Source organism: Synechococcus sp. MVIR-18-1 (assembly GCF_014279835.1).
In the GTDB taxonomy this organism is placed as follows: domain Bacteria; phylum Cyanobacteriota; class Cyanobacteriia; order PCC-6307; family Cyanobiaceae; genus Synechococcus_C.
Genome location: NZ_CP047942.1, coordinates 1,197,721 through 1,224,600, shown reverse-complemented (window position 1 = coordinate 1,224,600; position 26,880 = coordinate 1,197,721). Strand labels below are relative to the sequence as shown.

Below are 26,880 nucleotides of genomic sequence, written 5' to 3'. Positions count from 1 at the left end.
AGGCACTAAGTTTTAACGGATAACCACAAGATGACCTGTTCAAACAGATCAATCAATTAACCAAAGCGGCCTGAAACGTAATCCTGGGTGGCCTGTTGTAATGGCGCGTTGAAAATTTTGTCGGTGTCATTGAATTCAACGAGGTAACCAACTTTTCCTGACCCGCCTTCAACAGCTTCCGCATTAAAGAACGCTGTCATATCACTCACACGTACGGCCTGCTGCATATTGTGGGTCACAATCACGATTGTAAAACTCTTCTTCAGCTCATGGATGGTTTCTTCGATCTTCAAGGTAGAGATGGGATCAAGTGCAGAACAGGGTTCATCCATCAAAATCACTTCAGGCTCAATGGCAATGGTGCGTGCAATGCAAAGACGCTGCTGTTGACCACCTGAAAGTGAATTTCCGCTCTCTTTGAGCTTGTCTTTGCATTCATCCCATACAGCCGCCTGACGCAGTGACCGTTCCACTAATTCATCCATATCGCCGTTATAGCCATTAATACGTGCACCAAAGGCGATATTTTCATAGATGCTCTTCGGAAAAGGATTAGGTTGCTGAAAAACCATTCCTATACGACGGCGAACTTCAACTGGATCAACATCAGGAGCATATAAATCAGCACCATCAAAAAGAATTCTTCCCTTAAGCGAACATCCCTCAATAAGATCATTCATCCTATTAATGGCTCGTAAAATTGTGGACTTACCGCAACCTGAAGGTCCAATAAAAGCTGTGACTTGTCCTCTTGGGATATCACAAAAGACATTTTTTAATGCCTCAAAATCTCCATAGCTAATGGTTGCATTTTGAATGGATAGGCAAATATCTAAATTAGATGGAACTGATTCAGGGGATGATGAAGCTGTCATAACTGGAGAAAATCAGTGGCGGCAAGAATGGGGATTAACACCTTTGAAGGTGATGATCATTTGCTAGCAAATCGCCCAAGCCAGCGAGCAAGCAGATTAAGAGCTAATATGAATACGACGAGAATAAAGGATGCTGACCAAGCGAGCTGATTTTGAAGATCATAAGGCTGAGCAGCAAAATTATAAATTAAGACCGATAAAGTTGCAATGGGATCAAAGATCCCGTTTGGCCAAAACGGGGAAAATAGTGCCGTAAAAATCAAAGGAGCAGTTTCACCAGCCGCTCTAGCGATTGACAACACCACACCAGTTGCAATTGGGGTAAATGCCTTAGGAAGAGTGATTTGGCTCACTGTCACGAAACGCGATGCACCCACTCCGAGTGCTGCGCGCCTCAGGTCGTTGGAAACAAGCTTCAAGCCTTCATCGGTTGTCTTAACAACGGTGGGCAGCATCAACACCGAGAGAGCTGTTCCTCCTGCAATCGCACTGAAGGTATTGCCAAAAAGAATGCGCGTAGAAACAATCACTCCATAAACGAAAACACCAGCAATGATGGATGGAACGCCAGCAAGAACATTGGTTCCGAAACGAATGAACTGCGAAAAACCACGACCTGTGGAATATTCGGCTAAGTAAATCCCCCCTCCAACACCAATAGGAATCGCAATTAGCGCCGCAATTGTTGTGACAACAATACTGCCAATAATTGCATTGCCGAAACCACCACCTTCACCACCTGGAGGTGGTGGAAGTTGAGTGAAAAGATCTAAGCTAAAGGTTGACATTCCTTTTATTAAGATATATGCAAGGACCGCAATCAGCGGCAAAACACATAGGAATGAAAACACCCCTGCTAATACTGATAAGAGCCGACTAACAAGATTGCGCTTCTCCCAAGTTTTATAGTTGAGGTCGGGAATGTTATCTGCCGACCTTGCAAGTGAATGATATTTCATGATTAATACTTAAGACTCAGACGTTTCACAAGCCACTGCGCAATGACATTAACCAATAAGGTCAGAACCATTAAAACAAAAGCTGCATACATAAGGGAAGAGAGTTGACTTACATCTGCCTCTCCAAACTGATTGGCTAGCATGGCTGAAATGGTATTTCCTGGAGCCAACAATGACCAGCTAAATACATTTGAATTCCCAATAATCATCGTGACAGCCATGGTTTCTCCCATTGCTCTTCCGAGGGCAAGCATCACTCCGCCCACAATTCCCGATATGGCTGCAGGCAAGATGACATTCAAAATCGCTCCCCAACGTGTTGCCCCAACGCCATAAGCAGCTTGGCGAAGTCTCATTGGAACTTGGTTTAACGAATCACGGGCAATAGCAGTAATGATCGGTAAAATCATCACAACCAAAATCAAGATAGCTGGAGCCATGCCTGGACCCAAAGGTTCAGTACTAAAAATAGGAATCCAACCCAAATCCTCATATAAGAACATAAGAAATGGTCGAATAAGAGGCTCTAAAATAAAAATTGCCCACAACCCTAAAACGACTGAGGGAATGGCCGCCAACAGCTCCACCATCAATCCAATAATGTTTCTAACTTTAAGTGGAATAATATTTTCTGTAATGAAAATTGCAGTGCCTACACCCAAAGGAACAGCAATCACAAGTGCCAGTAGAGAGGTCACGAGCGTTCCATAGATCGCCGTGAAGGCACCGTATTCGTCATCAACAGGGTTCCAGTTGGACGTGAACAAAAAATTCAGTCCATAACGCCCCATCGACTCCAAGGATCCCCAAAACACCACCACAAGGATGGAGATGAGGATCAGCGCAACCATCGAGGCCATGACCACGACCAATTTCTGGAAACTGCCATCAACGAATTTTTCCGCTGGTGGTCTGCTTCGAAGTAGGTATTGAGCCTTGAATTCGGTCACTCTGCAGGCAGACAGATTGCCGAACCGTACCCGTATGCCTGCTGTTTTGCATGTAAGCGCAAGAACACCACAGGATTCCTGCACAGAAGAGCTTGGTGATTGGAGTTTGGCCCGTTAGCTTGGAGGCACCAAATGCGCGGTTATGGGCCGGATCGTCGGAATCGACCTGGGAACCACGAACTCCGTCGTCGCCGTGCTCGAGGCGGGTCGACCGGTGGTGATTGCCAACGCGGAAGGAACGAGGACAACTCCATCGGTCGTTGGTTACACCAAAGAAGATGAGCTTCTGGTCGGACAGCCCGCTAGGCGCCAACTTGTCCTCAACCCTCGCAACACGTTTTCCAATCTCAAGCGTTTTGTCGGGCGCGCCTGGGATGAACTCGACGACAACACACTCACCGTTCCTTACACGGTGCGTGCAAACAACCAAGGCAACGTTCGTGTTGCTTGTCCGCAAACCGAAAGGGAATATGCCCCTGAAGAGCTTGTCTCGAGCATCCTGCGCAAGCTGGTCGATGACGCCAGTACTTACTTAGGAGAAACGGTCGATGCAGCCGTTCTCACGGTTCCGGCTTACTTCAATGATGCCCAACGTCAGGCCACTCGAGACGCGGGACGTCTTGCGGGCTTGTCGATTGAGCGGATTCTCAATGAGCCCACGGCTGCTGCCCTCGCCTATGGCTTTGATCGCAGTGCTGTTCGTCGGGTCCTTGTGTTCGATCTGGGTGGAGGGACCTTTGATGTCTCGCTCCTTCGGATCGCAAATGGTGTCTTCGATGTGAAGTCCACCAACGGTGATACCCAACTAGGTGGCAATGACTTCGATCAACTCATCGTTGATTGGCTTGCTGATGCCTTTCTCCAGCAACATCAAATTGATCTGCGCAGGGATCGTCAAGCGCTTCAACGTCTCACCGAAGCGGCTGAAAAAGCCAAACAAGAACTCTCAGGCGTTTCCACCACTCCGATCTCCCTTCCTTTTATTGCAACCGGTCAGGAAGGCCCTCTTCACATCGAAACCACCCTCGATCGCAAAACATTTGAAAGCCTTTGTCCTGATTTGCTTGATCGACTGCTCACTCCCGTTCAGGCTGCATTGCGAGACTCAGGCTGGCTTGCAGAAGACATTGATGACGTTGTGCTCGTAGGTGGCAGCACAAGAATGCCGATGGTGATGCAGCTCGTGAGGACGTTGATTCCTCATGACCCCTGTCAATCCGTTAATCCAGATGAAGTTGTCGCTGTGGGTGCAGCCGTTCAGGCAGGAATCATCACTGGTGAGCTAAGGGATCTGCTGCTGAATGACGTCACACCCCTGTCCCTTGGCTTGGAAACTGTGGGTGGCCTGATGAAAGTGTTAATTCCTCGGAATACCCCGATTCCAGTGCGTCAATCCGACGTGTTCAGCACTTCTGGTGCCAATCAATCGTCTGTAGAAATTCACGTTTGGCAAGGTGAGCGTCAAATGGCTCAAGACAACAAGTCATTAGGCCGTTTCCGTTTATCAGGTATTCCGCCTGCCCCACGTGGTGTGCCTCAGATTCAGGTGGCTTTTGATATCGACGCCAACGGGATTCTTCAAGTCAGTGCGACAGATCGAACCACGGGCCGAAAGCAATCCGTCACGATTCAGGGAGGGTCGAATCTCAATGAAGACGAATTGCAGGCACTCCTCGCCGAAGCGGAAGCGCGCTCTGATGAAGACCGCCGCCGCCGTGCTGCGATTGAGCGGCGCAATTCAGCTCTCACCTTGGTAGCGCAAGCGGAGCGACGTTTGCGTGATGCTGCCCTTGAGCTCGGTCCCTACGGCGCCGAACGGCAGCAAAGAGCTGTTGAAATGGCCATGCGTGATGTCCAGGATCTGCTGGAGCAGGATGATCCTCAGCAATTGGAGATGGGCGTGAGCGGCCTTCAAGAAGCTCTCTTCGGTTTGAACCGCCGCCTTTCAGCAGAACGAAGCAGCGATGTAGGTCCTCTTCAGGGCATTCGCAGCACGCTGGGAACGCTCAAAGACGAACTCTTCGCAGACGATGATTGGGAGGATGACCCCTGGTCCACGGGTAACAGCCGTTCTGACGAACGCATGAGAAGTGGACGTCGCGGAATCGACCCTTGGGATGATGACTTCTATCGCTGAGCCCGATTATTGGGCCCTTCTAGGTCTCGATCCAGGCAGTGACGGGGATTCACTGAAACGTGCGTTCAGGCGTGAAGCAAGGCGCTGGCACCCCGATCTCAACGGAAACGATCGCCAGGCTGAAGAGCGCTTCAAACTCGTCAATGAGGCCTATGCCGTCCTCAGTGATCACGACAGGCGCGTCGCCTGGGAGCGCGGTCGCACCGGTCGAAGTCTTAATCAAGACCCGTTTGCTTCAGGGTTCCCTGATTTCGAGGAGTATCTCGCCGTCGTTCTTGGCATTGGTCATTCTCCAGAGCCTGATCGCCCCGAAGACACCCACGATGACGATGACTCGCCATCAGAACGCAGACCCACCCCATCTCCCCAACCTCCACCTCCTGTTCGCTCACAAGACAATCTCGAAACAACCGTTGTCTTGACTCCCGACCAGGCCCTTCACGGCACAGCGGTGAATTTGGAGCTCTCCGATGGAACTGTGATCGAGGTGGATACGCCTCCATTCGCAGGGGATGGCTGGCGCCTCCGTTTGGAGGGGGTCGCACCTGGTGGACGTGATCATTTTTTGCAGTTGCAGGTTGTCACCGCTGAAGGGCTCCGCATTGATGGATTGCGCGTGTTGTACCGCTTGGAACTGTTTCCGCCCGATGCGGCCCTTGGATGCGCAGTGGATGTTCCAACACTGTCGGGTTCCGTCACCCTTCAAGTGCCTCCAGGGTCATCAAGTGGCCGCCTGCTGCGACTACGAGAACGCGGCCTGGTTTGGAATGACCGACAAGGTGATCAGCTGGTTGAAGTGGTCATCGTGATTCCTGCCCACCTGAACGATGACGAACAAGCCCTCTACCAGAGGCTTCAGGAGCTGAGTCTGGATCAAGGTCGGCTCTAAGCAAGGACTTTCGATGAGAGACTGAAAGCGACCTCGAACATCTCATGCTCGTTCACGTCCTTCTTTACGACGCCGGTCAGGACAGTGAGGGCATTCATTCCCTTGAGCTCTCTGGCCAGACCGTGGTTTTGATGTTTGAAAACTGCGACGATGCCGAACGGTATGCAGGCCTGCTAGAGGCCCAGGATTTCCCCACTCCGACAGTTGAGGCTCTCGATCAACACGAGGTGGAACTCTTTTGTACTGAGGCTGGATATGAAGCGCGACTCGTCGAAACTGGCTTTGTACCCAAATCAGATGACGAACGCTTAATGCTGGCTCCTCCCACTGCCAATCGTGACGTCAGCAATTGGCAAACCGAGGATCAATCGCTCGATAGCGTGCAGCCATCAAGCCCAAGTGATGGTCTGGATGACGTCCGTCGTCGCTTGGAAGGTTTGCTGTGAATCCATCTGAAAATCGGGGCTACCTCACAACAGAGCAATCGAATCCCCGCAGTGCCGATTTGGACGTACTGTCCACAGTCGATCTCGTGAAGCTGTTCATCGATGAAGATCGCAAACCGCAGTTAGCTGTTGAAGGTGCTTCAGAAGCGCTCAGCGCTGCAGTCGATGCTGTAGCAGTGCGATTAAGCCAAGGCGGGAGACTGTTTTATATCGGGGCAGGAACCTCGGGACGTCTTGGTGTTTTGGATGCCGCTGAATGTCCTCCCACCTTTTGCAGCCCACCAGAACTGGTACAGGGTGTTTTAGCTGGAGGTGCTCCGGCCCTTTTACGCAGTTCAGAGGGTCTTGAAGATCTTGAGACAGCAGGCGTAGACGACCTCAAAGAACATCAATTCGGCGCAAAGGATTGCTTAGTAGGCATTGCCGCTGGTGGCACCACGCCCTATGTACGCGGTGCCCTCCAATACGCCGTGGATTTACAGGCCTTGGCTATTGCAATGGCCTGCGTTCCCGCAGAACAAGCGCCCATGCCCTGCCACTTGGACATCCGCTTGATCACCGGACCAGAACTGCTGACTGGATCGACGCGTTTGAAGGCGGGAACCGCTACAAAAATGGCTCTCAACATCCTCTCCACCGGGGTGATGGTGAAATTGGGAAAGGTGTATGGAAACCGCATGGTTGATGTCGCTGCTAGCAACAGCAAGCTTGTGGACCGCTCACTGCGAATTTTGACCGATCTCGTTGGCTTATCACGCGAGCAAGGCCTTCCCCTACTCAACGAAGCCAAGGGCTCGGTCAAACGAGCCTTGGTGATGGCGGCTGGATCCATGGATCTTCCAGAGGCTCAAACCCTGTTGTCCAATCACAACGGCAACCTACGACTAGCCCTTGGTTCGATCGGAATCACCCTGAATGCAACGCCTCATTGAACTGGAGCGGTTGCCGGTCCCCAATAAGCACTCGTGAATAAATCCAGGCGATGCCTGGTAGCCGCAGGAACAGCATCAGGAGGCGTCATTAATGCATCTTTGAGAGCGTCATGGGCAGGGGAAGAAGGACGTTCACGGCCTAATTTTTCCATGAGTGCGAAGAGGATTGGCCCCGTTGCAGTGGCATTGGCTTTGAGGTTGCCAATAATCATCTCAACGGTCACGGCATCATGTTCTTGATGCCAACAATCAAAATCGGTAACCATGCTCAGGGAGGCATAGGCGATTTCGGCCTCTCTCGCTAAACGGGCTTCCGTGTGATTCGTCATGCCGATCACATCACAACCCCAATTGCGATATAGCTCGCTTTCCGCTCTTGTCGAAAACGCTGGGCCTTCCATGCATAGATAGGTGCCACCACGATGCAGCCGATGTCCGGATGGCATTTCTGTCGATGCTGCAGAGGCAAGCAGATCACTCAACCGCTCGCAAAACGGATCAGCAAGGCTGACGTGGGCAACGCAGCCATCGCCAAAAAAAGATTGAGGCCTCTGCACCGTTCTGTCGATGAACTGGCTTGGAACAACCATGTCGCGGGGGCGAAGATGTTCCTGAAGAGATCCAACGGCTGACACCGATATCAGCCAGCGAACCCCTAAGGACCTCATGGCCCAGATATTGGCCCGATAGGGAACTTCGCTTGGGAGCAGGTGATGTGAGCGTCCATGGCGGGCAAGAAACACCACCTCAACTCCATTGAGTTGGCCGACGCGCAAACAATCAGAAGGAACACCGAATGGCGTGTCCAACGTGACTTCTTCAACAGATTCGAGTCCATCGATCGCATACAAACCACTACCACCGATCACACCAACTCGAGCGTCTTGGAGGGAGGAATGGACTGTGGTCATGGCTTAAAACAGCTGGCATTGACACTCATCTTGCTCGCTTGCCTAAGATCAGTTTTTGCTTTTGGTGCCTTGACGACAGTCCTGATGAAAACGGATGCCGGCCAGATCAAGCTGGAAATGTTCGATCAAGATGCGCCGAACACCGTCGCCAATTTTGTGAAGCTCGCGCGTGAAGGCTTTTACGACGGTCTTGCCTTCCATCGCGTCATCGATGGTTTTATGGCTCAGGGTGGATGCCCAAACAGCCGTGAAGGCGCAAAAGGAATGCCTGGAACAGGCGGTCCTGGCTACATGATCAATTGCGAGATCAACAGTAAGAAGCATGCCCCTGGCATTCTTTCGATGGCCCATGCCGGTAAGAACACGGGCGGAAGCCAGTTCTTCATCGTTCATGAAGCTCAGCCCCATCTCGATGGTGTTCACACGGTGTTTGGACAAACCGGTGACATGGATGTCGTTCTCGCCTTGAAAAATGGCAGTCGCATTGAAAGCGTCACAGTGAGTGACTGATCCGCTAGGACCAGTGAATCAAAATCGGCTGGTCAGCTTGGTCTGTCCAGCCATTTTTTTTGTCGTCTAACAAGGAAGCCAAGTCTCTGTCTTCGCGATTGAGTTGCAATGAAGGATGGAGACGCTGTTCTGCTTTCGCCGTTTTCAAGAAGCCAAGCCTTTTTGTTTCCGTCCAAGACGCCAAAGTTTTGAGAAATTGCTCAATTGCGGAATTGTCACCTGAAATAGTCCAAACAAATTGAGGACGCTCCCAAAGAGCAAGCAGTCTTGGTGTTTGCTCTGGTTGCAAACTCAGATTTAATTCTGAAGCCAACATCTCAGCCCTATTTAAAAGATCTGGGAGCTTCGCGATCAGATCTTCGCCACAATCCCAGGCTAGAGTGACAACATCGTTAGAGCTATTCTCATTGAATAGATGTCCTAATTTATCTCTTTTTGTGGCTAGATAATTGGCATTATGATCGCCTGGATTAATGATGAGTGGGATTCGACTCACAACTTCCAAGCCGTACCCCCCGAGTCCTGCAATTTTGCGTGGGTTATTGGTTAAGAGCCTGAGGCGATGAATACCAAGATCACCGAGAATCTGAGCCCCCACTCCGTAATTGCGGAGATCTGCTCCAAATCCAAGCTTTTCATTCGCTTCAACGGTGTCGAGTCCACCATCTTGAAGGCTGTAAGCCTTCAATTTATTGATCAGACCAATGCCACGCCCTTCTTGCCGTAAATAAACAACAACCCCTTCACCTTCTTGCTCGATTTGCGACAAAGCGGCCTCAAGTTGTGGCCTGCAGTCACAACGAAGAGAACCAAATGCATCTCCCGTCAAGCACTCAGAATGCATCCGAACCAAAACAGGTTCTTGCAGTTGCCCGGGAATACCTTTCACCAGGGCAACATGCTCACTGTTATCCAGTTCATTGCGAAATCCAATCGCCTGGAACTGTCCGAACTGACTAGGCATGACTGCCTGAGCATGACGACGAACAAAACGCTCGTTCTGAAGCCTGTAGCTGATGAGGTCAGCAATGCTGATCAGCCGTAAGCCAAATTGTTTGGCGTAGTCCTGAAGTTCTGGCAGACGAGCCATCGACCCATCGGAATTCTGTATTTCACAAATCACCCCCGAGGGGATGAGTCCGGCGAGCTGGGCGAGATCAACAGCAGCTTCAGTATGTCCAGCACGTTTGAGCACCCCTCCAGAACGGGCTCTTAGCGGAAACACGTGCCCTGGACGCCTTAAATCGGATGGTTTGGCATCGGCCTGAAGCACAACCTGAATCGTTCGAGAGCGGTCTTCTGCTGAAATTCCAGTCGAGACACCATGCTCAGGGCCGGCATCAATACTCACCGTGAAAGCCGTTTGATTTTCATCGGTGTTGCGATCAACCATCAAGGGGAGGTCGAGGGCATCAAGACGATCTCCTTCGATGGCAAGACAAATCAAGCCACGAGCCTCTTTGGCCATGAAATTGATCTGCTCTGGCGTCGCAAACTGCGATGCACAAATTAAATCTCCTTCGTTTTCACGGCGCTCGTCATCGACGACAACAACGCACTCGCCATTACGGATGGCGTTAAGGGCATCAGGGATGGAATCAAAGATCGGATCCATGTCCTCGGCAGCTGCGGCTGAATGGCTCAGCGTTCTAGGTATTCAACAAGCTCTCATCATGATCGACGCCAGTACGATCAGCCGATCATTCCGCTCAGTTCATGGCGATCAAACGAGTTGCGGTCATCGGAGCATCCGGTTATGGGGGCTTGCAAAGCCTGAGGCTGTTGCAGTCCCATCCAAATTTTGAGATCAGCCTGCTCGCCGGAGAACGCAGTGCTGGCAAGCGTTGGAGCGAGCTCTGTCCGTTTTTGCCCCTACCGGATGATCCCCTGGTGGAGAGTCCTGAGCCCACAAGAATTGCCGAGCGGGCAGATGTGGCCTTGCTCAGCCTCCCCAATGGATTGGCGAGTGGCCTGGTGCCTGGGCTTCTGGATCGAGGCGTACGCGTTGTCGATCTCTCCGCTGATTACCGCTACCGCTCGCTCGACCAATGGTCGAGCGTCTACGCCCAGGAGGCTCTCTCGTGCAAGCGCACAGATGCCGATCTTTGTGCTGAAGCCACATACGGATTACCTGAGTGGAATGCTTCTGCTATTGCAACAGCGCGATTGGTAGCTGCGCCCGGCTGCTTTCCTACCGCGAGCTTGCTTCCTTTGTTGCCCTTTCTCAAGCAGGGATTAATCGAACAAGACGGTGTGATTATCGATGCAAAGACGGGCACATCCGGTGGAGGACGCGCAGCAAAAGAACATCTTTTGCTGGCGGAAGCCTCTGAATCAATTAGTCCCTACGGCGTCGTAGGCCATCGCCACACCTCTGAAATTGAGCAGATGGCCAGTGAGGTTGCCGGATGTGGAATCCAGTTGCAGTTCACACCCCATCTGGTTCCCATGGTGCGCGGGCTGCTCTCAACCGTGTACGCCAGATTGCGCGATCCGGGACTTACTGCCGAAGACTGCACCACCGTTTTGGAGAGTTTTTACCGCCATCACACCTGCGTCACGGTGTTGCCGGTTGGAACCTATCCAGCAACCAAATGGGCAAAACACACCAACCGGGCCTTTTTATCCGTCCAAGTCGACAATCGAACCGGACGTCTTGTCCTGATGAGCGCCGTTGACAACTTGATGAAAGGACAGGCCGCACAGGCCATTCAATGTCTCAACCTGATGGCAGGACTACCGGGCGAAACAGGTTTACCTCTCGTGCCCTTTTACCCCTGATCTGTGCTGGAAGAAGGCGCCAAGGTCTGCCGCCACTGCATGCCGGCAAGAGCGATAGCCCAGGGCAAGATGCGATGTTCTTGGGCTTGGATACGCAAGGCCAAGGACTCTGGGCTGTCGTCCTGAAGCACTGGAACAGCCGCCTGGGCGATGACGGGGCCGGTATCCACATCCGCCTGGACCAAATGTGCAGTGCAACCACTGATCCGCACAGACGCTTGAAGAGCTTGACCAACCGCATCGAGACCTTTGAAGCTGGGTAAAAGTGATGGGTGGATATTGAGCAATCTGTTCGGGAACGCTTCAATCAGCACAGGAGTCACAATCCTCATCCATCCAGCCATCACAATCAGATCCACATCAGCCTCAAGAAACGCATTCACAAGGGCGTGATCAAGACGTTCTCTCGTCTCAAACTGACGATGATCGAACAACTCACAAGGAATGTTCAGACGCTCCGCTCGTTGTTCAGCTCCACAGCCTTGGTTGTTGACCACTAAGAGGCGAATGTCGGCATGCAGCGCTTTAGCAGAAATCGAGCTTTGAATCGCCTCGAAATTGCTTCCGTTGCCAGAAGCCATCACTCCCAATCGCAACGCTGGCTCAAACTGAGGCCATTGCTGAATCGACGGGGAAATCAGCTCGAGACCTGAATCGAGTGAATTCGCAGCACAGTGGCTAAGGTTCAAAGGCGCAGGCATCATGTGCTCATGTCCCATCTGACCATCCTGCCAACCGTCATCACAGACCTCGAGCTTCTTGAGGAAACTCTGTTAGCGGAGCACTACCTCGTCCAACGTCCAGGCCTAATCAAAGCGTTTGGCCAGGATATTTATCCAGCTGAATTGGTAGCCACAGACAGCAGCGGGCTCCAAATGGGCTGGAGGTGGGATGCCGATGGATCGTTGGCGTTGATGCTGGATCTTGGTCAAACCAGAAATTCTGCAGGACACAAAACGCATCTCAAAACCATTTTGCGGGCCTATGCCCTGAGGTCGGCCCTGCGCTCTGCAGATGGGGTCAGCTTGGATCCATCCGTTTCAACAACAGGTCAGCAGGGAGCTGAGCGGGCCATGTGCTGATGGATGGCGTCAGGATTTCGATCGATCTCTGCGAGCCTGCACGTCAGCAACTCAAGGTGAAACTCGAGTGGACACCTCGAGTACACCATCAATCCTGGCTAATGCCGAGTTGGACACCTGGGTCCTATACCGTTCGCGATCACGCGCAGCATCTGCACAGCCTTCAGCTTCAGCAATCAGGTCGCGCGATTAGATGCAAGCGAGTAGCGCCCTCGTGCTGGACAGCCGAGCTCCTGGACCTCGATCCCGTGTGCTTGACCTACACGCTGGAAGCGCGTCAGCTCACGGTGCGCACCAATCATTTAGATCCAGATTTCGCATCCCTGTGCCTTCCCGCAGTGGTCATGCTGATTGATGGGGAACGCTGGAATCCGCATCATCTCCAACTGTGTTTGCCTACCGATTGGTTAGGACATCTCCCCCTGCCACGTGTTGACGATGGCTATGAAGCAAAAGACTTTGACCATCTCGTTGATGCGCCAGTACACGCCGGTCCCTTTGATTCTCGTCCGTTCACTGTTTGTGGACATCAGCATGAGTTGCTAACAATCGGCGAGCCACCGATGGGTTGGCCTCTCCCCCTTCAAGCCGATATCGAGGCGGTCTGTGAAGCAGCTTGCACGCTGATGGGTACCCCACCACCGGCTGGTGATTGTTATCAATTAGTGATTCAGCTGCTCGATCAAGGTTATGGCGGTTTAGAGCATGATCATTCTTCAGTGCTTCAATTTTCCTGGGAAGCTCTCACAAAAAAAGATGGCTATCGGCAACTCCTACAGCTCATAGGCCACGAATACTTTCACCAATGGAATGTGCGTAGACTCCGACCAGGCGCCTACGTTCCCTATCGATACGACAAGGCAGAAATTAGCGATGGACTTTGGTTTGCAGAAGGAATCACCAGTTATTTTGATCTCACCCTGTCGCTTTTAGCGGATAAATCTGATCGACAGACGTTCCTCGAAGATTTAGGGAAAGATATTTCCCATGTCCTCCTAAATCCTGGATGCAACATCCAATCCTTAGCTGATAGCTCGAGAGAAGCATGGCTACGGCTTTATAAACAAACAGCCGCAAATTCTGTTGCTCAAATTAGCTACTACCGACTTGGAACTGTTATTTCATTTTGCCTTGATGTACAACTTAGACAATCAGGATCGGCCCTTTCCTGTGTTGTTCGTGACCTTTGGCAACGCTTAGGCCGCTACGGCAAGGGTTATGAGCCAACAGACTTGATTCAAGCTGTGGCGGCCCACAACATGGCACTAGCCGAGCTTTTGCCAACCTGGCTTGAAACCACCATGGCAGCTCCTATTCACGAAAGCCTGAGCGCTCTTGGCTTGCAAGCGGTTGCAATTCACGCAAAGCACCCAAACGTAGGACTACAACTTTCCAAACAAAAAGGTCGTTTCATCATCAACAAGGTGAGTCCGAATGGTCCTGCTGAACACGCAGGACTTGTCCCAGGGGACGAACTGATCGGGGCTCATGATTGGCGTCTAAGGGGTCTTGATCATTGGCAAGCACTCCTTCAAGGGCCTGAGCAGATTCCTGTTCTTTATGCGCGTCGTGGTCGTCTTAGCTCGACAATCCTGAAGAAAAGCGATCCAATTGTTGAGCAATGGGAAATCGGCTGGGACCCTAGAGCCTCCTCATCACAAAAAGACTTACGTGATCGATGGTTTTCAATCGTTTAACTCAAATCTGGAAGCGACTGAAGTCTCAGGTATCGCATCGTGGTGCAACGGTCATCCTCTGTAGCGGCACTGTCGTTTTGGGCATGGGTGCTTTGGCCTGGTTGAGCAATGATCAAAGTGGTGCACTGAAAGCGAGTGGTCCGTCTCTCCTCGATCTTCTTGATGAAGTGGGCAGTGAGGCAAAACGAGAGCGTAAAAATATTGAGCCAACCAAGCAACCATTCCCTCCTAGGGCGATCTCCTGGTCTTCACCCTTATCGAAACAATGTTCTGGCTTTGACTCCAAGCTCAAAAATCGGCTGGAAGCTCAACAACGCACGCTGAAGGATCGTCGTGTATCGGTAGCAACAGATCCAACAAATTATGGAGACCGCTTCAGAATTAATCCCTGGGGAGCAGCTCTCAATCCGGATCCCCGTGTTGTTGTCCTCCATGAAACGGTGTACTCGCTCCAGTCTGCTGTGAATACCTTTTTGACTCCCCACCCAAGAGATGCAGACCAAGTGAGTTACCACACAGTGATTGGTCTTAACGGGAAAATTGTTGATCTTGTTGATCCACTCAATCGCGCCTACGGGGCTGGTTATTCAGCTTTTTTAGGTGAATGGGCCGTAACCAATCCAAAAATAAGGGGCTCCGTTAATAATTTTGCGCTTCACTTAAGCCTGGAAACACCAGGGGATGGAGCCAATAGCAGATCTATCCATAGCGGATACTCATCCGCCCAATACGACTCTCTAGCGCTTGTCTTAACAGACTGGATCAATCGTTTTGGATTCACACCAGCGGCCATTACCACCCATCGTCATGTTGATCTTGGTGGAGAACGCGGCGATCCAAGAAGTTTTGACTGGGATGAACTTCAAACCCGACTCGCTGCATTAAAAGTTCTATGTCCTTAACGTTATAGAAAAATGAATAAACAGACATTGATTGCAGAAAATGGGATTCAAATGACTAACTTTTATCAGTATTCAAACCAACGGCTGAGTGATTGGACGACGTTCAGAAAAGATTAGGCCGTGCAACTCGGTGTCTTGCATGTATCGCAACACACGCCTTGGATAATCAAGTTTGCCATTATGGAGATAAGCGAGGGTTGCGATCGCTTTGGCATCAACATACGAGCGACTCGCAATTAAAACTTGATCGGGAGAAAGGCCTAACTCTTTTTTGAGTCGAGCTATCTTTGCTGCAAGTAATTCAACATTGGCCTCGGAATTCATCAAAAGATTTCTAGCTTCAGCGATTTCAACGTTTGATGGTTGCAAAGGAAGTCGACCTTGATGAATCAACTCACTAATTCCAAGCTGAGCAGGTCCATGCGTTGAGACAAGTCCGGAATGGACAACAAAAGGCAGATCTTCTCCCGGCTTGGAATGCTGTATTTCATCAAACAAGATGGCCGTAACCAGCATCGGATTCACCCGATAACGTCTCGATTCCCGCTTAATCACGGGCTTTAGTTCTTGAAGGCGATTGACCGTTTGCGTTCGCAGAGGTTGGAATTGGTCCATGCCCCGGGTGAACAATTGAGCAAGTTGCGTTTGTGGTCCATGCACACCAAAACGTCGCTGCAGCAGCAAAAGCTCTTCTGGGCTGAAGACACTCGGATCTCCATGCAGAGGCTGCGTCTGGATCTCAGCATCGACTGAAGGAAGTTCCGCGGTGCTGCGAAGGTGAGCAACGGACAAACAGATGAAGCCCAGAACTCCCGTTATGGCAACAACCTGACGTCCAAGAACACTCACAAAACACAGACCACGTTTCCGCCGAGAGAATAACCGTGATATTCCAATTCGTGGGCATCTCGGACAATCACGGATAGGTTCAGGGATGAAGGTTCTCCGCAAGAGATGAGCTTCCCGGATTTCAGCGCCATCGATAGCCAGACCCAGTGGCAACGCTTTTGCGATTTGCTTTGGTATCACGACGATCTCGGGCTCTGGCTTGATGTCAGTCGGATGCATCTCAATAGTTCTGCTCTCGAGGCGCTCACTCCCCGCCTGGAACAAGCGTTCCAGGCGATGGAAGAACTGGAGGGGGGTGCGATCGCCAACGCCGATGAGCAGCGTCAAGTTGGCCACTATTGGTTACGCCAGCCGCAGCTAGCACCGGATCAACAGGTTGGGGCGAGCATCTCTGCTGAAATTGATGCCATCGATCAATTCGGTCAATCAATTCTTGGTGGATCGATTCAGGCACCTAACGGACAGCCCTTTACTGATGTCCTTTGGATCGGGATTGGAGGGAGTGCTCTCGGTCCTTTGCTCATGATTCGCGCTCTTCAGGACCATGCCGTAGGCCTGCCGTTCCACTTTTTCGACAACGTGGATCCCAATGGCATGAGCCGGGTTCTTGCAAGCCTGGGGGAACGTCTCCGTACAACGTTGGTGATCACGGTGAGCAAATCGGGGGGAACACCCGAACCTCACCTCGGCATGGAACAAGCCAGACATCGCCTCGAAGCCCATGGAGGCAGTTGGCCAGGGCAAGCGGTCGTGGTCACCATGGCGGGTAGCAAGCTTGATCAGCAGGCTGAAAAAGAAAACTGGCTCCAGCGTTTCGACATGTTCGACTGGATTGGTGGTCGAACCAGCATCACGAGTGCTGTTGGTTTACTACCAGGCGCCTTGATCGGTTGCGATATCCGTGGCTTCTTGGCAGGCGCAGCCCAAATGGATGAAGCCACGCGCTGTCCAGATGTGCGTCGCAATCCAGCAGCACTGATGGCAGCAGCCTGGTATGCCGCAGGCGAAGGCAAAGGCAAACGCGACATGGTCGTACTTCCTTATCGGGATCGACTAGAGGTTTTTAGTCGTTACCTCCAACAGCTGGTAATGGAATCACTTGGTAAACACCTCGATCGCGATGGGAAAGAAGTGCATCAAGGCATTGCCGTGTATGGAAATAAGGGATCAACAGACCAACATGCCTACGTTCAGCAATTGCGTGACGGAATCGATAATTTTTTCGTGACCTTCATCGAAGTCCTGCGTGATGTGGATGACATCCCTTCGATCGAGGGGGAGCGTCCTGGTGACTTCCTCGATGGGTTTCTGCAAGGAACGCGCTCAGCACTCACGGAAGGAGGACGCCAAAGCTTGAGTATCAGCATGCGTAGCTTTGATGCGCGCCGTCTCGGAGCACTGATCGCTTTGTTTGAGAGGGCCGTTGGTTTGTATGGGGAATTGGTCAATGTGAATGCCTATCACCAACCAGGTGTCGAAGCAGGAAAAAAAGCCGCAGCCGCCATTCTCAATCTGCAAAAGCAAGTAGAAGACGTCTTATCCGACGGAGTGTCCAGATCTGCAGCCGACATCCAGAAGGCCATTGGATCAGGCACCGAAGAAGCCATTTTCTGGATCCTGCGTCATCTCACGGGCAACGATCGTGGATATATGGCACAGGGAAGCTGGGACAGTCCAGCCTCACTGCGCTTTAGCAAAGGTTGATCGGTTAGGTGCTCGGCACCAGGTTGACGAGCTTTCCGGGAACCACAATCACGCGTCTGGGGGGCTTGCCTTCCAGCCAGCGTTGAGCCACGTCGCTGGCAAGAGCCAAGCGCTCTAGCTCTTCCTTGCTGCAATCAACGGCAACGGACATCGATCCCCGCACCTTCCCTTTGACTTGAATCACCACTTCAATGGAGTCCATGACCAGGGCATCAGGGTCGTGGTCTGGCCATGGCTGACGGTGGACACTGTCTTGACCACCGAGTCGTTGCCAAAACTCTTCGGCTAGGTGAGGTGCAAATGGCGCAAGTAAGCGCACGAGAGCAGACATCGCTTCTTGGCGCACACCCGTAGAGGCTTGAGCCAAGCCAGAGGAGAGGGCATTGCTCAGCTTCATCAGCTCCGAAATCGCCGTATTGAACTGAAAATCATCACTGAGATCCTCGCTAACAGCCTTGATGGCTTGGTGCACGGCCCGACGCATCTCACTGTCTGATTCACCTGTTGCAGGGGGGGCAGCGTCATGACTGACCTCCGCATCCACCAGCCGCCAAAGACGCTGCAAGAAACGGAATTGACCCTCTACATCCGCGTCGTCCCATTCCAAATCCTTTTCTGGAGGAGCTTTAAACAAAATGAACATCCGAGCGGTATCAGCGCCGTAGCGATCAATCACAGCAGCTGGATCCACACCGTTGTGCTTCGACTTGGACATTTTCTCGAATAAAACCTCTAACGGTCCACCGTCATCTGGATCGAGGGGATTGGATTCATCCGTCACCACCGCTGGGGAGACATAACGCCCTGTTCTCGGATTGCGATAGGTCGTGCCTTGCACCATGCCTTGCGTTAGCAAGCGTTCAAAAGGTTCATTTGTCTCGAGTAAATCACGATCATTCAATGCCTTAGTAAAAAAGCGTGCATATAATAAGTGCAGAATTGCATGTTCAATCCCCCCCACATACTGCTTAACCGGTAACCAACGATTAACCGAGGTTGCATCAAATGGAAGATCTCGATTGTGAGGATCTGCAAAACGCAAGTAATACCATGATGAACACATAAAGGTATCCATCGTGTCGGTCTCGCGTCGAGCTGGTTTACCGCACTTAGGACAGCTCACACTGACCCAATCCTCGGCACGAGCGAGGGGAGATCCGCCTGAACCCTTGAGATCAATTCCAGTTGGCAATTCAACAGGAAGCTGATCACGGGGAACTGGAACAGCACCACAATCATCACAATGAATGATTGGGATTGGGCATCCCCAATATCGTTGACGGGAAATCAACCAATCGCGAAGCCTGTATTGACGTTTAGCCCGAGCCCAACCTTTCTCGGCCCCATGATTAGTAATCGCAGTTTTAGCCGCTTCATTCGTTAATCCACTAAAACTTGCACTGTGAATCAAGGTGCCTGGTCCTGTCCAAGCTTCCCCATCATTGAGATGCTCATTGGTTCCTGCAACTTCAATGACCCGTTGAACAGGCAGTTCATGTTGCCGAGCGAATGAAAAATCACGAACATCATGGGCCGGTACTCCCATGACAGCGCCAGTTCCATAATCAGCCAGCACGTAATCGGCAATCCAAATGGGAATCGATTCACCATTCGCTGGGTTAATCGCTACTGCACCGGTGGGAACCCCACGTTTTGGTTGATCATCAGACGTCCGCTCCTCTTGACTCAGTTCAGCCATAAGATCCCGGAACGCAGTAACTGAAATGCGTTCATCGCTTGTGGTGAGTTGATCAACAAGAGCGTGATCAGGAGCCAAAACGAGATAACTCACTCCAAACAACGTGTCTGGACGCGTTGTAAAAACAGTGATTGAAGTCTCTGGATGCGCTTCAACTTGAAAATCGATCTCCGCCCCAATAGAACGGCCGATCCAATTGGCCTGCATGGTGCGGACGCGTTCAGGCCAACCCTGAAGTTGGTCAAGATCATCCAGCAGGGCATCGGCATAATCGGTGATGCGTAAAAACCATTGACGTAAGTCCCGCTTTTCCACCAACGCTCCAGAGCGCCAGGAGCGTCCATCAGCATCCACTTGCTCATTGGCAAGCACCGTTTGATCAACAGGATCCCAATTGACAGTGGCGTCCTTTTGGTAAGCAAGCCCGCCGGCATGAAGTTCCAGGAACAGCCACTGCGTCCAGCGGTAGTAATCGCTGTGACAGGTTGCTACCTCCCGATCCCAGTCAATCGATAATCCCAGGCGACCCAACTGGCCTCGCATCTGAGCAATGTTGCTATCTGTCCAAACGCCTGGTTCGATCTTCCGTTCAATGGCGGCATTTTCAGCTGGTAAGCCAAAAGCATCCCAACCCATGGGATGAAGCACCGCATCACCCCGCATGCGTTGCACCCGAGCAATCACATCCGTAATCACATAGTTACGGACATGCCCCATGTGAAGCGTTCCCGAGGGATACGGAAACATCGACAAGGCATAAAAAGCGCGCTGACCTGGCTTCGGGTCCTGCGTTTCATAGAGGCGCTGGTCCTTCCAAAGCTCTTGCCAGTGCTCTTCGAGCGCGAGGGGTTGATACCGATCAGCCGCCGAAGAGGCTGGGCTGGCGGATGGGGACGAGGAAGCCGTCACGACAAGGGACCATTTGGACAGATCGTGACACAAATACGGTTTTTCAAAGGCCCCTAGGCAACGGCCGGACCAGGAGCATGCCGGCACGACTGATCAAAACCGGGTCGTCAGAATCCGTTGGTTGAAGCGCCAAACAGTGTTGGTCTTGCCAGATCAGCACTCCAATCAGCCGACGCCCATCGGTTAATTCAAGACTGAGGATTTTGCGATCACGAATCCAGGTCTGCAGCAAGCGAATGCTGGGCAAGCTCGGATCGAAGGAACTTGGCTCCATAGGATCAGAGAGGGATCGGACATTTCATGCTGCAATTCAGCAAGTATCAGGGTTTAGGCAACGACTTCGTGCTGTTGGAAGGCCGCGGGGGACAACTTCCTCTGACCATCACGGAGCCAGATCCCCATTGGGTGCGCCAGCTGTGTGATCGCCGATTTGGGATCGGAGGCGATGGCTTGATATTGGCCCTGCCCCCACAGCATGGCGAAGAACTACGGATGCGCATTTTTAATGCGGATGGAAGCGAAGCCGAAATGTGCGGCAACGGCATCCGCTGCCTAGCCCGTTTTCTTGCTGATAGCGATGGAGATCAGCCAGGACGGACATGGAGAACCGAAACCATGGCGGGCGTCATCGTCCCTGAACTTTGTGATGACGGACAGATCCGGGTCGATATGGGGCAGCCATTCCTGGAACCCGAACAAGTTCCCACCACACTCTCAAAGGGGCTGTCTGGACTTCCTCAAGGGGAGATCGAACTCGAGAGCAGCACTCTTCAGCTCGCCGCTGTGGGAATGGGCAATCCCCATGTGGTTGTGCCGGTACAAGACCTCAAAGCCATTCCCTTTGACGCATGGGGATCTGCACTGGAGGTAAATCCTTTGTTTCCAGCCAAAACCAATGTGCACTTTTTGGAAGTGATCGATCAGCACACACTCGAGATCCGTGTATGGGAGCGCGGGGCAGGTCCAACCCTGGCTTGCGGCACGGGAGCCTGCGCCACGCTCGTTGCCGCAACGCTGCTCGGGTTATCGGAATCAGAAGCCACGGTGAAACTTCCAGGCGGGCCTCTCGAGATCAGTTGGCCTGATCGCAAGGGCTCCGTGTTTATGACCGGACCCGCCGTAGCAGTTTTTGATGGCGTTTTAAATCCTGAATTACTGCCAGAGACAAGGCAAGAGCAGCCAACTTCGGCGGCAGCTGTTGGACAAACCATGCCGTCTACAGCTGCTGCCGCCACCCAATCAACGCAGAGCTCGAAGAGCTTGAACTGCGCGAATGATTGCAAAGACACCTGCCAGAAACCGGACCATTGCTTACGCGATGAAGCCCAGGCTCGCGTCCAAGAATTTTTGTCGTCAACCTCTCTCGACGCCATGCTCAACCTCGCTGGCGACTCCCTCGAAGAGCGAACCCTGTCACGCTTGAATCGCGATGACAAACCCTGAAGACCCCTATTTTTATCTGGATGGATGTGCCACCGCTCCTGTGAGAGAGAGCGTGATCACTTCCATGCTTAAGGCACAGAAGGGCAGCTGGGGCAACCCTTCCAGCCTTCATCGCTTCGGCTGTGATGCAGCTGAGTCACTGGAACGTGCGCGCCTTTCGATCGGCAACAGCCTGGGAGCTGAACGATCGGACATCCTGTTCAGCTCCGGGGCCACCGAGTCGGCCCATCTTGCCTTGATAGGGCTGGCCAAAACTGAATCAGCAGGGCGGTTGGTGATCTCTGCTGTGGAACATCCCGCTGTTGCAGCTGCAGCTCAGCAATTGATCGCGTGCGGATGGACGGTTGAACGATGGCCTGTTGATGCCTACGGACAGATCCAAATGGAACATTTGGATCGACTGCTAGCCCCTCCAACCAAAATCGTGTCCTTGATCTGGGGTCAAAGTGAAGTGGGAACGCTGCAACCGATCCAAGCTGTAGGTGAGGCCTGTCGTTCCAGAGGGATTCCGTTCCATACCGATGCCACCCAAGTCTTGAGCCAGGGTTGCCCTAATTGGGGAGAACTTCCAGTTGACCTGCTCACGGCCTCAGCACACAAGTGCGGAGGTCCAAGAGGCATCGGCTTGTTGCTCCTAAGACAAGACATCGCTGAACGGATCCAGCCCTTATTTGCCGGTGGCCAACAGGAGAATGGGCTTCGCGCCGGTACTGAATGCCCCGTCTTAGCGCAAGGCATGGCGGCAGCATTCCGTGACATCGCTTCTTGTCAGGCGAATCAGGTCGAATCATCAGGATCTGGGATCGCTCGGTTGCGCGATGCCTTGCTTGCCCTGCTTTGCCAAAACGATGCAATCCGTCTCAGTGGACATCCCAGGGAGCGTTTACCGCACCATCTCTCAGTGCTGGTCTCCGATCGTCACGGTCAGCCCATGTCGGGTCGCGCCTTGGTACGAGCCCTGGATCGTGAAGGAATCGCGGCGAGCAGTGGAAGTGCTTGTTCCTCCGGCCGCGATAGTGACAGCCCCGTACTTGCAGCAATGGAGGTGGATCCCTTATGGCGTCGATCAGGACTTCGGCTCAGTCTTGGTTACTGGAGTGACCCCTCAACATTGCCAGCGATCAACGATCGAATTCAAAACGCGATTGATCGTATGAACCACGATCGCGCCTGACGTCTAGGTACTCTCCGCGCAGCACTCCAACGAGTTGAGTTTGTCCGTCACCCTTCCTGCCGATCTTGTACAGGCCGAGGCGATGACCCTCGCCTCTCTCAAGCAAGCTCTGAGCGATCGTCAGCAACGGCGTTGGACCGTGACCTGGCGCTTTGAAGGACTAAGGCTGCTAAAACCGGCTTTGCGCCTGGCAACGGCCTTGGAGACTGCAGGGCATGACGTGGTGTTGGGCTGGCCTGATGCAGGATCAACGGCCTTAGCGCAACGAGAAAGCCCGGAATTGGCTGCTCACTGCTTTGCCTTGAAGGATCTGATGCTCTCCAGCGACCCAGAGATCACAGGCCGAATGCTGTTGGCCATTGGACCGCAACCAAGCGATTACGAGATGGTCGAGCAGATCTGCAACAGCTGGCAAGGAGCGGTGGTTCTCCTCAATGGAAAGCTTGAAGATGCTGGTGTGGGCATTGGCAGTGTCGCCAGGGGAAGGCGCAAAGGGTTTCTCTCCATCTGGCGGTCTGCCTTCCACTTAGAGCCACTGGCTGAAGGGGCACTCCTGCAAACCGAAAAGGAGATGTGGCATCTGTTTAAGGCGGATCCTGATGGCTATCGGTTCCTGGGCACCATGCCTTCAAAACCAGACGCTGAAGCGATTGGGATGGCACTGAACGGCGATCGTGACAGTCTTGGGCGTCAATTAGGTGCTGTCGATCGCTTTATCGAGGATCTACGTGGTTGATGTTCCCAGTTAACGCTTTTACTGTGACCAGGTGATCGGAATGGGTATGGATTTAGGAAACCGATTACGAGGGTTCTCAGCTCTTGATGCCACTGCTGGACTGATTGCCCTAGGGGCCCTTGGTGGTGTTCTTTGGAGTCCCAAGCTCACCAACGCGTTAGCCAAAGCAAACGGGTCAGTGAAATCCGTGCAGGTGATGGTTGACGTCCGTCGTGTGAGTGCTGCAGACCCTGAAGCCTTGGTCCAGGACGCCCTTGCCTCTGGAAGGACGAGCATCATTATTCGGAATCAGCCCGCCGGAAGCGTCAAGTTGATTCGCGTGGACGACATCAACCGAGTGCTGGTACAGGTACAACCTGATGGATCCGTCGTGACAGCACCCGATCCCAACCGGGCAAGCGTTAACGATCTGAATGCTCGCTTTGTGTTGGAAGGCGATGCAACAGTTTCAAAATCTGGCGTGGTTCTCGCCGGTACCAAGTTGAAAGTCGGCACACCCGTGGAACTTGAAGGTGCTCTTTACCGCCTGAATGGGACCGTTAGCGGCGTCAAGGTGCAATGAAAGCAGCCCTCCTTCTCCTAACGCTGGCGGCAACAACTACAGCATCGATGCCTGGTCGTGCGGAGCCTTTTTTACTAACCCCTCCAGCACCGCCCTCCGACCAACCTCTTCCTGATCTTCAACAACGGGGTCGTTCATGTGAACCCCTACAGCAAGCTTTGAATCGCTTGATCGCTCCCGTTGCCAGGGCTTGGAGCGTGTCAGTGGTCAACAGCAATGGTGATCTGTTGGGTGATGTGAATGGCGCGATGGCACGTATTCCAGCCTCCAACCAAAAACTCATCAGCACGGCCTTCGCTCTCGACCAATTAGGTCCAGATTTCCGCTTGCGAACACAGTTAGTGCAACGTGCTGATGGAACCCTTGAGCTCAAGGGTCAAGGTGATCCTGATCTAGGAATTGCCGGTTTACAGCGTTTTGCCATGGCCGCTATGGGCCAGGGAGGAGCGCGGGGAGCCTCTGCCGGGCCCGTGAACTTGATGGTGCGAGAGGAACCTCGTCAAAATTGGTGGCCAAACGATTGGCACCCTGCAGATCGCGCCTATGCCTATGGAGCCCCAATTACTCGGCTGGCCCTAACCAGTAATGCGTTGGGAGGTGCCGTGAGCGATCCCTACAGGCGGTTAGAGACGCTGTTCAAAAAAGAAGTGAAGCGTCGCGGCGGATCCGTCCAAGTGCAACAAGCTCGACCCATCACCAACACTCAACAGACTCAACAGACTCAACAAAGCGATGATCAGATCGTGCTGCATGAGGAGACTTCTGCTCCGATGCATGCTCTGCTCAGCCTTGCCAACACCGAAAGTCACAACTTCACGGCAGAAGTGTTGCTGAGACAAGCAGCTGACCAATGGGATGTCCGCGCTGCATCGGCGTCCGCACATCGTTGGATGCAACAACAAGGAATCCCCGTGAGGGGGCTCAGGGTTGCAGACGGCAGTGGTCTCTCGCGCAACAACCGTGTGTCGAGTCAGACCATCGCAGCGTTGCTGATGCGGATGGATCAACATCCTTACGCCGCCTACTACCAAGCTTCGATGGCGATTGCTGGACAGCGCGGAACGCTGCGCAATTACTTCATCGGCTCACCGATCCAAGGCAAGTTTTGGGGGAAAACAGGAACCATCAGTGGGGTGCGCTCGATTTCTGGAATCCTCCAAACCAGCGATGGCCCTAGGTATGTGAGCATGATCTCGAATGGTGCTAGCCGACCGAATGCAACGATCGGCCAGATTTTGAGGATCGTTTACAACCTCAGCCCGTGCCCTTCATCGATCTGAGACGGGACGCGGCACGACGTGCTTTGTTCATCGTCACTGCTTTCCCCTGACGGTTTTTCGCTTCAGAGGTCTCTGTCTCAGGTGCAGAACTGTCGGGGCGAATCATCTGAATTTTGACAAGCTCCTGGCGACCGGCCAAAACCACCTGGGCCATCTCTTTGAGTCTTTGCTCAAGCTCACCAAGCGTTTGCTCGGCATAGCGGTTGGCACCGTCCTGAACAGATGCGGCATCGTGACGTGTGCGCTGAATCAACGACTCACACTGCTGTTGGGTCTGCTGGCGAAACTGGAGTGCATCGTGATGAATACGCTCAGCTTCTGATTGGGCTTCTTTCTGAAGCTTGACCCCTTCACTACGAATCTGCTCGAGCTCCTGAGCTGACTGCTGTCGGCTGCGTTCATGGTGCTCGGCCAATTGGCGCTTCAGTTCGAGCGCTTCCTGATCGAGCTGTTGACGGCGTTGCAAGGCCTCTTGCTCTAACTGTTGCCGACGCGCAGCAAATTGCTGCTCCAGCTGAACCTGCTTGGACTGCATGTCGTGCTCCATTTGAGCGGCCTGCTGGCGAGAGCTCTGGAGGAGCTGTTCGCACTGCTGGCGAACTTGATCTCTCATCTCATTCACTTGGCGCTCCGCTTCCTGCCGAACCGCAGCAGCACTTACAAGCTGTTCGCGCTGAATCTGAGCTTTTTGAACAATTTCGTCGGCCTGACTGCGGGCTGAGGTGATGAACTCATCCTTCTTTTGCAGCAACTGATCAGCCTGAGCAACCTGCCCAGGCAGCGATGCTCGAACGCCATCCATGATCTCGACGGCATCCTGCTCATTTACCAGCCTTCCACCACTAAAAGGAATGCGGCTACCTTCGAGGACAATTTCCTCGAGCTGGTCGAGCTGGTCGAGCACGGAGAACTGGATCTCGCTCATCGCAACTGACTTATAAAGCCGAATTAAAGAACCTCTTGAGGTCCTCCGCCACCACCGGAGGGACCATGTGTTCAACACGACCGCCAAATCGAGCTACCTCCTTCACAACTGAACTGCTCAGAAAGCTGTAGTGGGCAGCGGTACTGAGGAAAATGGTTTCAAATTCAGAATCCAAAGATCGGTTCGTATGAGCGATCTGGAGCTCGTATTCGAAATCACTCATCGCTCGTAAGCCGCGCAAAATCAACTGGGCCTGATGGTCGCGAGCACAGGTCACCGTCAGGCCGTTAAAGCTGGTCACCGTGACCCCCTGCAGATGAGAGGTGGCCTGGGTGATTTGCTCCAGCCGCTGCTCAAGGCTGAAAGCGGGGGACTTCCCTGGGTTCTGGAGAACGGCGACAACCACTTCTCCGAATAGAGAACATCCACGTTCGATTAAATCGAGATGTCCAAGAGTGAGAGGATCAAAACTGCCCGGGTAGAGAGCGCGCATCAGCCATGAAGGACTGATCGGATCCTATGCAGCGC

At 52.7% G+C, this 26,880-nt stretch carries 26 protein-coding genes; 15 read left to right on the top strand and 11 right to left on the bottom strand.

Going from position 1 to position 26,880, the window contains the following annotated elements; genetic code table 11:
• Positions 1–56: 56 nt before the first annotated feature.
• From pstB to pstC, 3 genes are read right to left on the bottom strand one after another with little or no spacing between them, the layout of a single operon-like run.
• Complete coding sequence (pstB, locus tag SynMVIR181_RS06420) at positions 57–875, bottom strand: phosphate ABC transporter ATP-binding protein PstB (RefSeq protein ID WP_186590397.1); 819 nt, start codon at positions 873–875, stop codon at positions 57–59.
• 56 nt (positions 876–931) lie between these two features.
• Positions 932–1,834 (bottom strand): phosphate ABC transporter permease PstA, encoded by a 903-nt coding sequence (gene pstA, locus SynMVIR181_RS06415; RefSeq protein ID WP_186590396.1) that lies wholly within the window; start codon positions 1,832–1,834, stop codon positions 932–934.
• Between the two features lie 2 nt (positions 1,835–1,836).
• Positions 1,837–2,784, bottom strand: a complete 948-nt coding sequence (gene pstC / locus SynMVIR181_RS06410) for a phosphate ABC transporter permease subunit PstC (protein ID WP_186590395.1) — start codon at positions 2,782–2,784, stop codon at positions 1,837–1,839.
• Between the two features lie 142 nt (positions 2,785–2,926).
• Between pstC and dnaK the strand changes: the two genes are divergently transcribed.
• Genes dnaK through murQ form a run of 4 tightly spaced genes read left to right on the top strand, consistent with a single transcriptional unit; the run spans position 2,927 to position 7,188 of the window.
• Positions 2,927–4,921, top strand: coding sequence for a molecular chaperone DnaK (dnaK, locus tag SynMVIR181_RS06405; protein ID WP_186590394.1), 1,995 nt, complete (start codon positions 2,927–2,929; stop codon positions 4,919–4,921).
• Complete coding sequence (locus SynMVIR181_RS06400) at positions 4,905–5,810, top strand: DnaJ C-terminal domain-containing protein (protein ID WP_186590393.1); 906 nt, start codon at positions 4,905–4,907, stop codon at positions 5,808–5,810. Before dnaK ends, SynMVIR181_RS06400 begins: the two co-directional genes overlap by 17 nt.
• A 44-nt stretch (positions 5,811–5,854) precedes the next feature.
• The gene (locus SynMVIR181_RS06395; protein ID WP_186522683.1) at positions 5,855–6,256 is read left to right on the top strand and encodes a DUF3110 domain-containing protein; all 402 of its coding nucleotides are present in this window, start codon (positions 5,855–5,857) and stop codon (positions 6,254–6,256) included.
• Positions 6,253–7,188, top strand: coding sequence for an N-acetylmuramic acid 6-phosphate etherase (gene murQ / locus SynMVIR181_RS06390; RefSeq protein ID WP_186590392.1), 936 nt, complete (start codon positions 6,253–6,255; stop codon positions 7,186–7,188). The genes SynMVIR181_RS06395 and murQ overlap by 4 nt, the downstream gene beginning before the upstream one ends.
• Here the strand turns inward: murQ and mtnP are convergent.
• Positions 7,182–8,099, bottom strand: coding sequence for an S-methyl-5'-thioadenosine phosphorylase (gene mtnP, locus SynMVIR181_RS06385; RefSeq protein ID WP_186590391.1), 918 nt, complete (start codon positions 8,097–8,099; stop codon positions 7,182–7,184). The genes murQ and mtnP overlap by 7 nt on opposite strands.
• 84 nt (positions 8,100–8,183) lie before the next feature.
• Here mtnP and SynMVIR181_RS06380 point away from each other — a divergent pair, with 84 nt between their 5' ends.
• Positions 8,184–8,609, top strand: coding sequence for a peptidylprolyl isomerase (locus tag SynMVIR181_RS06380; RefSeq protein ID WP_186590545.1), 426 nt, complete (start codon positions 8,184–8,186; stop codon positions 8,607–8,609).
• Positions 8,610–8,613: 4 nt separating this feature from the next.
• Here SynMVIR181_RS06380 and ribBA read toward each other — a convergent pair whose 3' ends face one another.
• Positions 8,614–10,224, bottom strand: coding sequence for a bifunctional 3,4-dihydroxy-2-butanone-4-phosphate synthase/GTP cyclohydrolase II (gene ribBA / locus SynMVIR181_RS06375; RefSeq protein WP_186590390.1), 1,611 nt, complete (start codon positions 10,222–10,224; stop codon positions 8,614–8,616).
• Positions 10,225–10,325: 101 nt separating this feature from the next.
• Here ribBA and argC point away from each other — a divergent pair, with 101 nt between their 5' ends.
• Positions 10,326–11,390 (top strand): N-acetyl-gamma-glutamyl-phosphate reductase, encoded by a 1,065-nt coding sequence (gene argC, locus SynMVIR181_RS06370; protein WP_186590389.1) that lies wholly within the window; start codon positions 10,326–10,328, stop codon positions 11,388–11,390.
• Here the strand turns inward: argC and purN are convergent.
• Positions 11,381–12,091: a phosphoribosylglycinamide formyltransferase gene (gene purN / locus SynMVIR181_RS06365; RefSeq protein ID WP_186590544.1), complete on the bottom strand. Its 711-nt coding sequence runs from the start codon at positions 12,089–12,091 to the stop codon at positions 11,381–11,383. The two genes, argC and purN, sit on opposite strands and share 10 nt — an antisense overlap.
• Before the next feature lie 9 nt (positions 12,092–12,100).
• Between purN and SynMVIR181_RS06360 the strand changes: the two genes are divergently transcribed.
• From SynMVIR181_RS06360 to SynMVIR181_RS06350, 3 genes are read left to right on the top strand one after another with little or no spacing between them, the layout of a single operon-like run.
• Positions 12,101–12,472 (top strand): DUF1257 domain-containing protein, encoded by a 372-nt coding sequence (locus SynMVIR181_RS06360; RefSeq protein ID WP_186590388.1) that lies wholly within the window; start codon positions 12,101–12,103, stop codon positions 12,470–12,472.
• Positions 12,472–14,169: a PDZ domain-containing protein gene (locus tag SynMVIR181_RS06355; RefSeq protein WP_186590387.1), complete on the top strand. Its 1,698-nt coding sequence runs from the start codon at positions 12,472–12,474 to the stop codon at positions 14,167–14,169. Before SynMVIR181_RS06360 ends, SynMVIR181_RS06355 begins: the two co-directional genes overlap by 1 nt.
• On the top strand, positions 14,151–15,071 hold the full coding sequence (locus tag SynMVIR181_RS06350) for an N-acetylmuramoyl-L-alanine amidase (protein WP_186590386.1): 921 nt from the start codon (positions 14,151–14,153) through the stop codon (positions 15,069–15,071). The genes SynMVIR181_RS06355 and SynMVIR181_RS06350 overlap by 19 nt, the downstream gene beginning before the upstream one ends.
• A 72-nt stretch (positions 15,072–15,143) precedes the next feature.
• Here the strand turns inward: SynMVIR181_RS06350 and SynMVIR181_RS06345 are convergent, their stop codons facing one another.
• A complete protein-coding gene (locus SynMVIR181_RS06345; protein ID WP_186590385.1) occupies positions 15,144–15,920 on the bottom strand; it encodes a helicase DnaB in 777 nt (258 codons plus the stop codon).
• Positions 15,921–16,025: 105 nt separating this feature from the next.
• Here SynMVIR181_RS06345 and SynMVIR181_RS06340 point away from each other — a divergent pair, with 105 nt between their 5' ends.
• Complete coding sequence (locus tag SynMVIR181_RS06340) at positions 16,026–17,624, top strand: glucose-6-phosphate isomerase (RefSeq protein ID WP_186590384.1); 1,599 nt, start codon at positions 16,026–16,028, stop codon at positions 17,622–17,624.
• A gap of 4 nt (positions 17,625–17,628) precedes the next feature.
• On the opposite strand, the gene leuS is transcribed toward SynMVIR181_RS06340, so the two are convergent.
• Together leuS and SynMVIR181_RS06330 are read right to left on the bottom strand one after the other, a co-directional pair.
• Positions 17,629–20,232 carry a leucine--tRNA ligase gene (gene leuS, locus SynMVIR181_RS06335; protein WP_186590383.1) on the bottom strand — a complete coding sequence of 868 codons (2,604 nt, stop codon included), beginning with the start codon at positions 20,230–20,232 and terminating at the stop codon, positions 17,629–17,631.
• A gap of 43 nt (positions 20,233–20,275) precedes the next feature.
• Positions 20,276–20,506, bottom strand: a complete 231-nt coding sequence (locus SynMVIR181_RS06330) for a hypothetical protein (RefSeq protein WP_186590382.1) — start codon at positions 20,504–20,506, stop codon at positions 20,276–20,278.
• A gap of 26 nt (positions 20,507–20,532) precedes the next feature.
• On the opposite strand from SynMVIR181_RS06330, the gene dapF reads away from it, so the two are divergent.
• The 5 genes from dapF to dacB are packed head-to-tail and all read left to right on the top strand — an operon-like array spanning position 20,533 to position 25,427.
• Positions 20,533–21,675 carry a diaminopimelate epimerase gene (dapF, locus tag SynMVIR181_RS06325; protein WP_186590381.1) on the top strand — a complete coding sequence of 381 codons (1,143 nt, stop codon included), beginning with the start codon at positions 20,533–20,535 and terminating at the stop codon, positions 21,673–21,675.
• The gene (locus tag SynMVIR181_RS06320; RefSeq protein WP_186590380.1) at positions 21,662–22,849 is read left to right on the top strand and encodes a cysteine desulfurase family protein; all 1,188 of its coding nucleotides are present in this window, start codon (positions 21,662–21,664) and stop codon (positions 22,847–22,849) included. Before dapF ends, SynMVIR181_RS06320 begins: the two co-directional genes overlap by 14 nt.
• Before the next feature lie 34 nt (positions 22,850–22,883).
• A complete protein-coding gene (locus SynMVIR181_RS06315) occupies positions 22,884–23,585 on the top strand; it encodes a DUF1995 family protein (protein WP_186590379.1) in 702 nt (233 codons plus the stop codon).
• Between the two features lie 46 nt (positions 23,586–23,631).
• Positions 23,632–24,147, top strand: a complete 516-nt coding sequence (locus SynMVIR181_RS06310; protein ID WP_186590543.1) for a DUF4330 domain-containing protein — start codon at positions 23,632–23,634, stop codon at positions 24,145–24,147.
• A complete protein-coding gene (gene dacB / locus SynMVIR181_RS06305; protein WP_186590378.1) occupies positions 24,144–25,427 on the top strand; it encodes a D-alanyl-D-alanine carboxypeptidase/D-alanyl-D-alanine-endopeptidase in 1,284 nt (427 codons plus the stop codon). The genes SynMVIR181_RS06310 and dacB overlap by 4 nt, the downstream gene beginning before the upstream one ends.
• Here dacB and SynMVIR181_RS06300 read toward each other — a convergent pair.
• Both SynMVIR181_RS06300 and coaD read right to left on the bottom strand, forming a co-directional pair.
• Positions 25,402–26,352, bottom strand: coding sequence for a hypothetical protein (locus tag SynMVIR181_RS06300; RefSeq protein WP_186590377.1), 951 nt, complete (start codon positions 26,350–26,352; stop codon positions 25,402–25,404). The genes dacB and SynMVIR181_RS06300 overlap by 26 nt on opposite strands.
• 10 nt (positions 26,353–26,362) lie before the next feature.
• Positions 26,363–26,845, bottom strand: a complete 483-nt coding sequence (gene coaD / locus SynMVIR181_RS06295) for a pantetheine-phosphate adenylyltransferase (RefSeq protein ID WP_186590376.1) — start codon at positions 26,843–26,845, stop codon at positions 26,363–26,365.
• Between the last annotated feature and the right edge of the window lie 35 nt (positions 26,846–26,880).